7 protein-coding genes are annotated in these 13,252 nt (G+C 68.6%); all 7 read right to left on the bottom strand.

The genetic code is table 11. The annotated features are described in order from the left end of the window. Positions 1–5: 5 nt before the first annotated feature. Entirely contained in the window at positions 6–635 is a 630-nt protein-coding gene (locus tag Q4F19_RS14690) for a phosphatase PAP2 family protein (RefSeq protein ID WP_303543819.1), read from the bottom strand. Next, entirely contained in the window at positions 614–2,029 is a 1,416-nt protein-coding gene (locus tag Q4F19_RS14685) for an efflux transporter outer membrane subunit (protein WP_303543816.1), read from the bottom strand. Before Q4F19_RS14685 ends, Q4F19_RS14690 begins: the two co-directional genes overlap by 22 nt. 38 nt (positions 2,030–2,067) lie before the next feature. Beyond that, on the bottom strand, positions 2,068–5,385 hold the full coding sequence (locus Q4F19_RS14680; RefSeq protein ID WP_303543814.1) for an efflux RND transporter permease subunit: 3,318 nt from the start codon (positions 5,383–5,385) through the stop codon (positions 2,068–2,070). Between the two features lie 136 nt (positions 5,386–5,521). Then, positions 5,522–8,686: an efflux RND transporter permease subunit gene (locus Q4F19_RS14675; protein ID WP_303543811.1), complete on the bottom strand. Its 3,165-nt coding sequence runs from the start codon at positions 8,684–8,686 to the stop codon at positions 5,522–5,524. Between the two features lie 19 nt (positions 8,687–8,705). Continuing rightward, positions 8,706–10,073, bottom strand: a complete 1,368-nt coding sequence (locus Q4F19_RS14670) for an efflux RND transporter periplasmic adaptor subunit (RefSeq protein WP_303543809.1) — start codon at positions 10,071–10,073, stop codon at positions 8,706–8,708. Between the two features lie 171 nt (positions 10,074–10,244). Further along, the gene (locus tag Q4F19_RS14665) at positions 10,245–11,645 is read right to left on the bottom strand and encodes an APC family permease (protein WP_303543806.1); all 1,401 of its coding nucleotides are present in this window, start codon (positions 11,643–11,645) and stop codon (positions 10,245–10,247) included. A gap of 224 nt (positions 11,646–11,869) precedes the next feature. Continuing rightward, positions 11,870–13,252, bottom strand: a 1,383-nt coding sequence (locus Q4F19_RS14660; RefSeq protein ID WP_303543804.1) for a DNA recombination protein RmuC, incomplete at its 5' end; no start/stop codon positions are given.

Here is a 13,252-nt window from a genome sequence, read left to right as displayed (position 1 = left end):
GGACCTTAGCGCCTCGCCAGCACCGCGACCGTCGCACACACCCACGCCCCACCCAGCAGCCACCCGCCGAGCACGTCGCTCAGCCAATGCACACCGAGGAAGACCCGGCTCAGGCCGATCGCGAAGGCGAGCACGATCCCCGCCCACATCCAGAAGGATCGGCCCGCGAGCAGCCCGAGCAGAGGAAAGGTCACCGCCGCCCCGAACGCATGGCCGCTCGGGAAGCTCGCTTTCTTCTCGGTCACGAGCTGCCAGATCAGATCGGGCCGCGCCCGCGCGAAGCCGATCTTGGTCAGCGGCAGCGCGATTGCCGCGCTCGCGACCGCGACGAACAGGGCGATCGCCTCGCGCCGACGCTTGGCGACGAACAGCCAGACGACGCCCGCGACCGCCGCCGGGGCGCGGATCGGGGCGGCGCCGATGCTGGTGATCGCGATCGCGACCTGCAGCGTCCACGCCGGCACCCTGAGCGTCCGCGCGTCGCCCGGATCGCGCAGCCAGACGAGCGCGAAATGATCGATCCTGTCGCTCGCTCCGCTCAGCGCCCACCACGCATCCAGCGCGAACAGCAGCAACAGGATCCCTGCCGCCAACGCGAGGCCCGCGCGCCGGCTCACGGTGCCGGGGTCGGCCATGCTCCGCCGATCGCCTGGACGAGCGTGATCGCCGAGACCTGCCGGTCGACCGTCGCCTGGATCGCCTGCTGGCGCGCGTTGAGCGCGGTCGCCTGCGCGGTGATCACGTCGGTATAGACGATCAGCCCCGACAGATACTGGTTCTGGGTGAGCTGCTCGACGCGGTTGGCGGCGGTCGCGGCGGCGCTGCGCTGCTCGGCGACGGTGCGCAGCACGCGCGTCGCGGCGAGCTCGTCCTCCACCTGCTGGACGGCGGTCAGCGTCGTCTGGCGATAATTGGCGGCGGCCTGATCGAACGAAGCGCGCGCCTGCGCGACGCGCGCCGATCGCGCGCCGAAATCGAGCAGGGTCAGCGCGCTCGTCACGCCGAGCGACCAGATGCTGCTCGCCGCGGTGAACAAGGATCCCAGCCGGCTCGTCTGCGTGCCGATGTCGCCGGTGAGGCCGAAAGTCGGGAAGAAGGCGGCGCGCTCGACGCCGATCCCCTGATTGGCCGCCGCCACGCGCCGCTCGGCCGCGGCGATGTCGGGGCGCCGCTCCAGCACCGTGCCGGGGAGGATGCCGGGCACGTCGGGCACCGCCCGGCTCCACGGCGCGGCCGGCAGCGCGAAGCTCGACGGCGATTCGCCGATGAGTACCGCGATCGCATGTTCGAAGGCGGCGCGCTGGCGATCGATATCGGCCGAGGTCGCGCGCGCATTGGCGAGCTGGGTCTGCGCCTGCAGCACGTCGACGCGTGCGACCTGGCCCTGATCGTAGCGGTTGCTCGTGATCTTGAGCGCGCGCTCATAGGCGGCGATCGTCTCCTGATAGACGATCTTCTGCTGATCGAGCCCGCGCAGCTGGACGTAATTGGAGGCAAGCTCGCCCTGCGCGGCGAGCGTCGCATTGAGCAGATCGCCCTCGCTCGCCTGCGCCAGCGCCTTCTGCTGCCGCAGGCCCGAAGAAATCCGCCCGAACACGTCCGGCTCCCACGTCGCGCCGAGATTGACCGAGTAGCGCCGGCTGCCCGAGCCGCTGCTGGAGGTGGTACCGTTGCTGCCGATGATCGTCGTCGTGCCGTTGCCGAACGTGCCCGCGCGCGTTCCGCCCGCCGACAGATCGACGCTCGGGAAGAGCGAGGCGCGCGTCTCGCGCACCGCGGCGCGCGCCTGCGCATAGGCCGCCGCGAAGGCGGCGACATTCTGGTTGCTGGCCGCGACCTTTGCTTCGAGCCCGTCGAGCACGGGATCGGCGAACAATTTCCACCACTCGCCCTTGGCGACATCGTCGGCGGGCCGCGCCGGCTGCCAGCCCGGCGCTTCCTTGAAGCTCGCCGTGCTCGCCATCGCCGGCGGCTTGTAGGCCGGCGCCATGCTGCAGCTCGAGAGGGCGAGGATCAGGGTGGCGCTCATGATCCTCCCCGTGCCGGGGAGGAAACTCATGCGTCGACTCATGCCGGCAACCCTTCCGAACCAAGGCGCCCGAGCATGCGTTCGCGCGGGGATCGCCTGCGGAACTTGTCGAGCGCGAGATAGACGACCGGCGTCGTCAGCAATGTGAGGAACTGACTCGCGAGCAACCCGCCCATGATCGCGATGCCAAGGGGGCGGCGCAGCTCGGCGCCCTCGCCGAAGCCGATCGCGAGCGGCAGCGCGCCGAAGGCGGCGGCGAGTGTCGTCATCAGGATCGGGCGGAAGCGCAGCAGGCTGGCCTCGCGGATCGCCTGCATCGGTGAGAGGCCGCGGGTGCGCTCGGCATCGAGCGCGAAATCGATGATCATGATGGCGTTCTTCTTGACGATGCCGATGAGCAGGATGAGCCCGATCAGGCCGATGAGATCGAAGGCGGCGCCGGTGATCATCAGCGCGATGACCGCGCCGATCCCGGCCGAGGGCAAGGTGGAGAGCACGGTCAGCGGGTGGATCGCGCTTTCGTAGAGGATGCCGAGCACGATGTAGATCACGAGCAAAGCCGAGACGATCAGCACCGGCATCGACGCGGTCGATTGCTGGAAGACCTTGGCGGTGCCCGCGAAGCTGCCGACGACGCCGACGGGGAGCTTCAGGTCGCGTTGGAGCTGCGCGATCGTCTGTGAAGCCTCGCCGAGCGACGTGCCCGTCGCGGTCGCGAACGAGATGGTCGTCGCGGGCGCGCCGCTGTCATGGTTGATCTGCGAATCGGTCGATCCGGTCGACCAGCTGGCGATGCTGGACAGCGGCATCATCGTCGCCGCGCGCGTATTGACCGCCGAGCCCGTCGTCGTGTCGCGCTGGCCGGTCGTCGAGACCGGAGTCGATCCGGTCACGCCCGAGGTCGTCCCCGTCGCGGTCGCCGATGCGGTGGTCGAAGCGGTCGTCACGCCCGTCGTGGTGGAGGTGCCGGTCGTCCCCGCGCCGCCGGTGATCGTCGTCGCGCCCGTACCGCTCGTCGCCGTCGTCGCCGTGGTGCCGCTCGCCGGCACATAGACGTCGTCCAGCGCCGCGGGCGTGCCCGTATATTCGGGCGCGACGCCCATCACGACATGATATTGGTTGAGCCCCGAATAGATGGTCGCGACCTGCCGCTGGCCGAACGCATCGTAGAGCGCATTGTCGACCGCCTGGGCGCTGACCCCCAGTCGCCGTGCGGCATCGCGATCCACCTTCACATAGACCTCCGCGCCGCCGTCCGCGCGATCGCTATCGACGTCGGTGAGGCTGCGCTCCTTCTTCATCGCGACGACCAGCTTGGCCGCGGCCTGGCGCAGCATCTCGGTATCGTCGGCCTTCAGCGAATATTGGTAGGTCGAATTGCCGCCGCGCCCGCCGACGCGCATGTCCTGCACGGGCATCAGGAAGGTGGAGACGCCCGTGATCTTCGCAAGCTTGGGCCGGATCCGATCGATCACCGCGCGCGAGCTGTCGCGCTGGCTCTGCGGCTTGAGCGTCACGAACATGAAGCCGCCGCCCGCGCGGCTGCCGCCGGTGAAGGCGACGACGGTGGCGACGTCCTTGTCCTTGCGGATCAGCGTCACGATCGAGGTCAGCTTCTTCTGCATGTCCTGGAAGGAGATGGCGCGATCGGCGCGCAGCCCGCCCATCAAAGACCCCGTATCCTGTTCGGGGAAGAAGCCCTTCTGGACGATGATCAGCAGGAAGATGTTGAGCGCGACCGCGCCGCCGAGCAGCAGCAGCATCGCCCCGCGATTGGCGAGCGCCCAGTCGAGCGAGCGTTCGTAGCGGCGCTGGAGCCGGTTGAACTGGCGCTCGGCGAAGGCGGCGAGGCGCCCCTCCTTCTTCCCCTCGACGCTATGATCGCGCAGGATGATCGAGGCGAGCATCGGCGTCGTCGTCAGCGAGATGACGAGGCTGATCAGCACCGCCACCGTCATCGTGATCGCGAATTCGCGGAACAGCCGCCCGATCAGCCCGCTCATGAACAGCAGGGGGATGAACACCGCGACGAGGCTGATCGAGATGGACAGCACGGTGAAGCCGACCTGCTTGGCGCCGACGAGCGCCGCCTGCCGGCGCGGCATGCCCTCCTCCATGTGGCGGCTGATATTCTCGAGCACGACGATCGCATCGTCGACGACGAAGCCCGTCGCCACGGTCAGCGCCATCAGCGAGAGATTGTTGAGGCTGAAGCCGAGCAGATAGATGACGCCCAGGGTCCCGCACAGCGAGGCGACGACCGCGACCGCGGGCACGATCGTCGCGCGCAGCGAGCGCAGGAAGATCGAGACGACGAGCACCACCAGCAGCGTCGAGATGACGAGCGTGATCTCGACTTCGCGCAGCGAGGCGCGGATCGTCGTCGTCCGGTCGGAGGCGACCTCCAGCTTGATGTCGGGCGGGATCGCCGCGGACAGGCTCGGCAGCTGCGCCTTCACCGCATCGACGGTGGCGATGATGTTCGCGCCCGGCTGGCGGCTGATGATCACGTTCACGGCGCGCTTGCCGTTGAAAAGGCCCATCGTGTTGATGTCCTCGGGCCCGTCATAGACGCGCGCGACGTCGCTCAGCCGCACGGCGATGCCGCTGCGCCAGGCGATGACCATCGGCGCATAATCGCTCGCCTTCAGCCCCGCGGTCTCGCCATAGATCTGCCAGGCATTGCCCTGCCCCTCCAGCACGCCGCGCGGACGGTTCGCGCTCGCCGACGAGATGGCGGTGCGCACGTCCTCGAGCGAGATGCCGTAGCGCGCCAGCGCGAGCGGATTCATGTCGACGCGCACGCCCGGCAGCGCCGCGCCGCCGAGCTCGACATCGCCCACGCCCTGCACCTGCAGCAGCCGCTGCTGGACGACGTTCGACACCGCATTGTAGATTTCGGACGGGCTGCGCGTGTCCGAGGTCAGCGCGATGATGATGATCGGCGCGTCGGCCGGGTTCATCTTGCGATAGCTGGGATTGGTCCGGAGCGTCGTCGGCAGATCGGCGCGCGCGGCGTTGATCGCCGCCTGCACGTCGCGCGCGGCACCATCGATATTGCGCGACAGATCGAATTGCAGCGTCACGCGCGCGGAGCCGATCCCCGATTGCGATGTCAGCTCGGTGATGCCCGCGATCGTACCGAGCCTTTTCTCCAGCGGCGAGGCGACGCTCGTCGCCATCGTCTGCGGGCTCGCGCCGGACAGGTTCGCCTGGACCGAGATGGTCGGGAAATCGACCTGCGGCAGCGGCGAGACGGGCATCGCGAAGAACGCCGCGACGCCCGCCAGCATCATGCCGACGGTCAGCAGCAAAGTCCCGATCGGCCGGCGAATGAAGGGAGCGGAAAGATTCATGGCAGTCAGTTCCGCCCCGGCACGGGGAGGGCGACCATCCGAAGGATGGTGGTGGGGGGGTGCGGCAAGGCGCAACGCGGATTGCGGCCCCCCTCCGTCACGCCTTCGGCGTGCCACCTCCCCTTGCAGGGGAGGATCATGAGGACGCCGCCTCCAGCGGCAGTTCGCGCTGCTGCTCCTGCTTCCCCCAGCGCCGCGACAGCGTCTCGAACTGGAGGAAGATCACCGGCGTCGTGAACAAAGTCAGCGCCTGGCTGACGATCAGCCCGCCGGCGATGGCGAGGCCCAAAGGCTGGCGCAGTTCCGCGCCCATCCCCGATCCGAAGATCAAAGGCAGCGCCGCGAACAAGGCCGCGAAGGTCGTCATCATGATCGGGCGGAAGCGCAGCCGCGCCGCCTGGCGGATCGCCGTATCGGGATCGCGCCCCTCCTCGCGCTGCGCCTCGAGCGCGAAATCGATCATCATGATCGCGTTCTTCTTCACGATGCCGATCAGCAGGACGATGCCGATGATCCCGATCACGCCGAGATCATTGCCCGTGATCCACAAGGCCAGCAGCGCGCCGACGCCCGCCGAGGGCAGGGTCGACAGGATCGTCAGCGGGTGGACGAAGCTCTCATAGAGCACGCCGAGCACGATATAGACGACGACGATCGCGGCGAGGATCAGCCAGATCTCGTTTTCCAGGCTCGCGCGGAACGCATTGGCCGCGCCGAGGAAGGTCGTCGTGATCGAGGCTTCGGGCACGCCGATGCGCTTCTCGGCGGCGTTGATCGCATCGACCGCATGGCCGAGGCTCGATCCGTGCGCGAGATCGAAGCCGACCGTCACCGCCGGGAATTGCGCGACGCGCGTCACCTGCAGCGGCGCCGAGCCTTCGACGAACGTCGCGACGGTCGACAGCGGCACCGCCGTCCCGCTCGATGTCGAGACATAGAGCTGGTTGAGCATCTGCGGGCTGCTGAGCATGCCCGGCTGGCTCTCGAGGATCACGCGATATTGCGTGGTCTGCGTGAAGATCGTCGAGATGATGCGCTGGCCGAACGCATTGTAGAGCGCACTGTCGATCGTCGCGACCGAGATGCCGAGCCGCGCGGCGGTGTCGCGGTTGATCTTGACCGTCACCGCGCGGCCGTCATTCTGGATGTCCGAGGTGATGTTGACGAGTTCGGGCAGGGTCTGCAGCTCGGCGAGCAATTTGTCCGCCCAGCCTTCGATCTGCGCGGAATCCGCGCCCTGTAGCGCGAAGCGATATTGGGTCGGGCCGCCCTCGGCATCGATCGTCAGATCCTGGACCGGCCGCACATAGAGCGTGACCCCGGCCAGCTCGTTGGCGCGATCCTGCAACCGCCGCATCAGCCGCGTCTGGTTGGTGGTGCGCGCTTCCTTCAGGTTGATCAGCATCCGGCCCTGATTGAGCGCTGCATTCTGCCCGTCGACGCCGACATTGGAACTCAGGCTCTCCACGTCCGGATCGGCGAGGATCGCCGCCGCGATCTTGCCCTGCAGCTCCGACATGGCGGCGAAGGACACGCCCTGCCGCGTCGCGATCACCGCCTGCAGCTGGCCCGTATCCTGCACCGGGAACAGGCCCTTGGGGATCATCACGAACAGCAACGCCGTCACGATCAGCGAGCCGAAGAAGACGAGCAGGGTCATGCCCTGCCGCAGCAGCACCCAATCCAGCCAGCGCGCATAATGGTGGCTGAGATCGTCGAACCACTGGATCGTCCTCTCGACGAAATGCGGCTTCTTCGTCTCCGCCTCGCTCTTCAGCCAGCGCGCCGACAGCATCGGCACGAGCGTGAGCGCGACGACCGCCGAGATCAGGATCGTCACCGCCAGCGTCACCGCGAATTCGCGGAACAGCCGCCCGACGACGTCGCCCATGAACAGCAGGGGGATCAGCACCGCGACGAGGCTGACGGTCAGGCTGATGATCGTGAAGCCGATCTCCTCGGCACCCTGCAGCGCCGCGGCGAGCGGCTTCTTGCCCTCCTCCAGATGGCGCGCGATATTCTCGGTGACGACGATCGCATCGTCGACGACGAAGCCCGATGCGATCGTCAGCGCCATCAGCGTCAGGTTGTTGAGGCTGTAGCCGAGCAGATGCATCGCCGCGAACGTGCCGATGATCGACAGCGGCACCGCGATCGAGGCGATGATCGTCGCCTGGAAACTGCCGAGGAACAGATAGATCGCGATCGTCACCAGCACGACCGCGAAGACCAGCTCGACCTGCACGTCGTGGACCGAGGAGCGGATCCCCGTCGTCCGATCCGTCAGCAGGGTCACATGCACGTCGGCGGGCATCGTCGCCTCGAGATCGGGCAGCGCCGCCTTGATCGCATCGACCGTGCCGATGACGTTGGCGCCGGGCTGGCGCTGCACGTCGAGCACGATCGCGGGCTGCTTGTTCATCCACGCGCCGATCCGGATATTCTCCGATCCGTCGATGACGCTCGCGACATCGCTCAGCCGCACGGGCGCACCGCCCGAATAAGCGATGATCAGGTCCTTATATTCCTGCGCGGTGGCGAGCTGGTCGTTCGCGTCGATCGACCAGCTGCGCGTCGGCCCGTCGAAACTGCCCTTGGCGCCGTTGACGTTGGCCGCCGCGATCGCGGTGCGCAACGTGTCGAGCGAGAGGCCGCGCGTCGCGAGCGACTGGACGTTCGCCTGGATCCGCACCGCCGGCCGCTGCCCGCCCGAAAGCGAGACGAGGCCCACGCCCGAAATCTGCGCGATCTTGTTGGCGATGCGCTGATCGACGAGATTCTGGACCTCGGCGAGCGGCCGCGTCTGGCTCGTGATGCCGAGGCTGATGACGGGCGCGTCGGCCGGGTTGACCTTCGCATAGACCGGCGGCGCGGGCAGGTCCGACGGCAGCAAAGTGTTCGCCGCGTTGATCGCCGCCTGCACTTCCTGCTCGGCGACATCCAGCGTCAGATCGAGATTGAACTGGAGCGTGACGACCGAGGCGCCCGCGCTGGAGATGGACGACATGCGCGACAGGCCCGCCATCTGCCCGAACTGGCGCTCCAGCGGCGCGGTCACGGTCAGGCTCATCACGTCGGGGCTCGCGCCGGGATAGAGCGTGCGCACCTGGATCGTCGGATAATCGACCTGCGGCAGCGCCGAGACGGGCAGCATGCGATAGGCGACGAGCCCCGCGAGCAGGATCGCGATCATCAGCAACGTCGTCGCGACCGGGCGCAGGATGAACGGCCGCGAGGGGTTCAGCCGGCCGGGGCCGATCGCGCTGACCTCCTCCTGCTCGATGGGCACCGGTGCGTTCATGCCGCGTCCGTTCCGCCGATCACTCGCCGGCGCTCTGGCGGCGCTTGCGGCGTTCGCCGCCCTCGCCGCTCCGATTGCCCTGGCCGCCGTCGCTCGCCGCGCTCGATCCGCCGCCGAACAGGCTCGCGAAGAAGCCCTTCTTCCGGGCCGGCCGCTCGGGGCGCTTGTCGGTCGGCAGGATCACCGGCGATCCGTCGTCGAGGCTGTCCGCGCCCTCGGTGATCACCGTCTCGCCGACCTTCACGCCCGAGAGGACCGCGATCCGCGCGCCATTGGCGGGGCCGGTCTTCACGAGCGCGAGCTTGGCGGTCTTGTCCGCCTGCAGCGTGAAGACGAAATCGCCCTGCGCGCCGTGGCGCACCGCCGAGACGGGCACGGTCGCGACCTGGCGCAGCGTGTTCGCGACGATCACGACATTGACGAACTGGTTGGGGAAGAGCCGCCCGTCGGGATTGGCGAAGCGCGCCTTGGCGCGGACGGTGCCCGTGGTCGCATCGATCTGGTTGTCGAAGGTCAGGAACTTGCCTTCGGCCAAGGTCGTCGTGCCGGCCTGGTCCTTCGCGGTCACCGGCAGCGCCATGCTCGCGCCGCCCTTCATCAGCAGCCGCTGGAGATCCGCCTGCGGCAGCGCGAAGGCGACGTCGAGCGGCGCGGTCTGGGTGATGATGCCGATGCCGTTGGCGTCGCCCGGCGTCACATAATTGCCGATATCGGCCTGGCGCAGGCCGATCCGCCCCGAGACCGGCGCGGTGATCGACGTATATTGGAGGTTGAGCTTGGCCGTGCCGATCGCCGCGCGATCCGCCGCGACGGTGCCCTCATATTGCTTGAGGCTGGCGGCCTGCGTGTCGACCTCCTGCCGCGCGATCGAATCCTGCGACAGCAGGGTCTGGTAGCGCTTGAGCGTGACGCGCGCGAGATTGAGCTGGGCGAGGTCACGCTGGAGATTGGCGTCGGCCTGCGCGAGCGCGAGCCGATAGGGGCGCGGATCGATCTGCGCGAGCAGCTGACCCTGGCGGACGACCTGCCCCTCGGTGAAGTTGATCGTGAAGATGTTGCCCGAAAGCTGGGGCCGCACGGTCGCGGTCACGATCGGGGTGACCGTGCCGATCGCGGCGATCGTCTCGGGCATGTCGGCCGCTACGACCTTGTCGGTGCCGACCGTCGCCGCCTGGCGCCGGCCACCGCCGCCGCCGGGTCCGCCCGGGCCGCCGGGACCGCCGCCGCCCGCCGCGCCGGCGCTACGCCCCGCGCCCGGCTTGGCGCTGCCGCCGCGCGTGAACGCCCAGGCCAGCCCCGCGATCACGATCAGGACGATCACCACGATCATCGCGTTGCGCCGCGCATGCGGCGATCGCGTCACCGGCTCGTCCCACTCTTCCGTCATCGCTCACCTTCGAACCCGGGGCCTGCTTCTGCAGGGCAGCCCCTTTGATTGCCCCAACCGTCGTAAGATTGCAGCGCTGCAATGCACGAGCGCGCTCAAGAAAGAATGCGAAAAATGGCTGGCGCGCAGAAAATCCAACCCGCTTGAATAGAGGCTGACTGAATTCCGGGTTCACCCGGCCGGATCGCGCGTGATCCAGCTGCCGCGCCGGCGGACGACGAGGAGATAATAGGCGATCGACGCGAGGATCTGCACGCCGGTCGCGATCAGCCCGGGCCGTCCCTCCGCCGGATCGAGCCAGCTCGTCCAGACGACATAGGCCAGCGCCCCCAGCGTCACGATCGGCGCTAGCGGGAACAGCGGCATGCGATAGGCGGCGTGCGCGGTCGCGCCCGTCCGCCGCCCGACGAGCGCCGCCAGCGCGATCGCCGCATAGGTCAGCACCAGCCCCGCGCCGCTCAGCACGAGCAGCAGATCGAGCGGCACGAAGCAGCAGGCAAGGCTCACCCCGCCGATCGCGAGCGTCGCGACCCACGGACTTCCGAGCCGCGGATGGATCGCCTGCAGGCGGATATCCAGCCGCCCGCCCCACACGCCGTCGCGTGCGGTCGAGTAGAAGAAGCGCGCGAAGGCGAGGATCGAGACGATCGCGGCATTGACGATCGCGATGGCGACGCCGGCCGCGACCCAGCGCCCCAACGCCACACCGCCGCGCTGCGCGACGAGCGCCCCGAACGGATCCTCGCCGGTGAAGAAGCCGGCGAGATCGGGCGCGCCGACGATCGCGGCGACGACGGGCAATATCTCGGTAGCCAGCGTCAACCCGAGCGCGGCGAGCACCACGCCGCCGATCCGGCGCGAGGCATCCTTCATGTCCTCGCCGAAATAGACCGCCATGCCATAGCCGTTGAGCGCGAAGATCGCGATCGTCGTCGCCGTGCCGATCGCCGCGGGCGTCGCCGCGACGAGGCCCGATCCGCCCGGTATCTGCGGGTGCAGGAAGAGCGCGACCGGATCGTGGACCGGCGCGACCAGCCCCGCCCAGCAGAGCGCCGCCAGCGCCGCCAGCTCGACGACGAGGAAGACGCCCGTGACAAGCGCGTTGGTGCGGATGTTGAGCAGCCCGCTCGCGGTCGCCAGCGCGACGAGCCCGAGCGCGACCGGCGTCTGCGGCAGCCCCGGAATCACGCGCGCGAGCACGTCGCTGATCCCCAGCGCCACGACGGGGGTGAAGATCAGATTGTTGACGACATTGACGCCGAGCACGACGAACCCCGCCATCGGCCCCAAAGTCCGCGCGACCATCACATATTCGCCGCCCGCGATCGGCCAGGCCGAGGACAGTTCGGCATAGATGAACGCCGTCGCGACGCAGACCAGCGCCGCGAGCGCGAGCGCGATCAGCGCGCCTGAGCCGGCCGCGCGCAGCATCCCCGGCACGATCACGAACACCGAAGACGCCGGCGTCGTCGCCGACAATGTCAGGAACAGCACCCCGGCGACGCCCAGCGACCGCGGCAGGCCGGGCAGGCCGTGCGGCACGGGCGGAAGCTTGTGGGGCGTCAGGTCCATCTTGGGATCATGCGGTGATTGGCGCGTCATTGCGAGGGGCGCTGCCCGGCGACGCGATGCCTGCAAGGAGCGGCCAGACCTGACCGTTTCGCCCCGCCCCCCTCCACCGTCATCCTGAACTCGTTTCAGGATCCTTGGCCCGTCATCACCGCCGCGCCCCACGGCGACCACGGGTCATGGATGCTGAAACAAGTTCAGCATGACATCCCGTCGAGCGCCCGCCTCTACTCCGCCGCCTCGGCCGGCAACTCCGGCGTCGTCGCGAGCTTGGTCAAAGGGCGCACCGTCTGCTCCACCATCGGCAGCGGATCGATCGTCTTGCCCGCCGTATCGATCTTGAGCGCCTCGAAGCGCCGCGCCTGAGTCAGCACCTGGCTCTCCAGCGATCCGACGAAATCGTTGTACGCGCCCGTCGCTTGGTTGAGATTGCGCCCCAGCTTCTGGACATGCTCGCCCATCTTGGCGAGCCGCGCGTAGAGATCCTTGCCGAGCCGGCCGATCTCCTCGGCCTGCCGCGTCACCGCCTCCTCGCGCCATATGCCCGCCATAACCTTGGCCAAAGCGAGCATGTTGATCGTCGACGCAATGATGACGCCCGATCGGAACGCCTGCTCGATCAGCTCGGGCGCGCGCTCGGCGGCGGCGGAGAGGAAATGCTCGCCGGGGATGAACATGATCACGAAATCGGGCGAGAGATCGAATTGCCGCCAATAGCCCTTGCGCCCGAGATCGGCCGAATATGTCCGCATCGCATCGGCATGCTTGCCGAGCAGCACCTTGCGGATGCCCTCGTCCTCCTCGTCGAACGCCGCCTCGAAATGGACGAGCGGGCATTTGACGTCGACGACGATGCAGCGCCCGCCCGGCAGTTTGACGACGCAATCGGGGCGCAGCTGGCGCTCGCCGTCATGGGCTGCGGCCTGCAGCTCGAAATCGACATTCTCGACGAGCCCCGCCGATTCGAGGATCGTCTGCAGATGCTGCTCGCCCCAGCGGCCGCGATGCTTGGGGCTGGAGCGCATGACGTTGGTCAGCCGCGCGGTTTCCTTGCGGACGACCTCGTTGCCCTGCGTCAGATCGGTGATCGCCTTGTCGAGCGCCGCATAGGTCCCGATCCGCGCTTTCTCGATCTCGCCCAGTTTCACGTCATATTGCTTGAGCGTCGTCTCGACCGGCTGGAGCAAAGCCTTCAGCTGCGCCTCGCTCTTCTCGCCCGCCTGCGCGAAGCGCTGGTCGGCGCGCTCGAGGAACTGCTTCTGCGCGCCCTCCAGCGCCTTGCCCGCCAGCTCCTGGAAGCGCGTGTCGATCTGCGCGCCCATCGTCCTCAATTGATCGAGCTGCGCGGCATGCGCCTGCGCGCGCTCGGCCTCGCCGCGCTGGAACGCGGCCTTCTCCGCCGCCAGCGCACCGGCGCGCGCCTGCTCGGCCACCAGCGCGGCCTCCAGCGCCTGCACCCGATCGGCGACGATCCGCGCGCCCGCCAGCTCGCGCTGCGCCGCATCGCGCTCGTCGCGCAAAGCCTCGATCATCAGGCGCAGCGGCGGCAGTTCGGCCGCGCGCGTCTCCGCCGCCGTCGCGCGCGCCTCGGCGACCGCGGCGCGCTCGCC

It is taken from the genome of Sphingomonas natans, from assembly GCF_030546695.1.
Classification (GTDB): Bacteria; Pseudomonadota; Alphaproteobacteria; order Sphingomonadales; family Sphingomonadaceae; genus Sphingomonas_I; species Sphingomonas_I natans.
Note: the sequence above shows the minus strand (reverse complement) of the source record. Positions and strands in the feature narration are given on the sequence as shown.

What these genes read in the sequence shown, in the direction of transcription:
- Q4F19_RS14690 (WP_303543819.1), bottom strand. Translation starts at nt 635, where the DNA reads ATGGCCGACCCCGGCACCGTGAGCCGGCGCGCGGGCCTCGCGTTGGCG.
- Q4F19_RS14685 (WP_303543816.1), bottom strand. Translation starts at nt 2,029, where the DNA reads ATGAGCGCCACCCTGATCCTCGCCCTCTCGAGCTGCAGCATGGCGCCG.
- Q4F19_RS14680 (WP_303543814.1), bottom strand. Translation starts at nt 5,385, where the DNA reads ATGAATCTTTCCGCTCCCTTCATTCGCCGGCCGATCGGGACTTTGCTG.
- Q4F19_RS14675 (WP_303543811.1), bottom strand. Translation starts at nt 8,686, where the DNA reads ATGAACGCACCGGTGCCCATCGAGCAGGAGGAGGTCAGCGCGATCGGC.
- Q4F19_RS14670 (WP_303543809.1), bottom strand. Translation starts at nt 10,073, where the DNA reads ATGACGGAAGAGTGGGACGAGCCGGTGACGCGATCGCCGCATGCGCGG.
- Q4F19_RS14665 (WP_303543806.1), bottom strand. Translation starts at nt 11,645, where the DNA reads ATGGACCTGACGCCCCACAAGCTTCCGCCCGTGCCGCACGGCCTGCCC.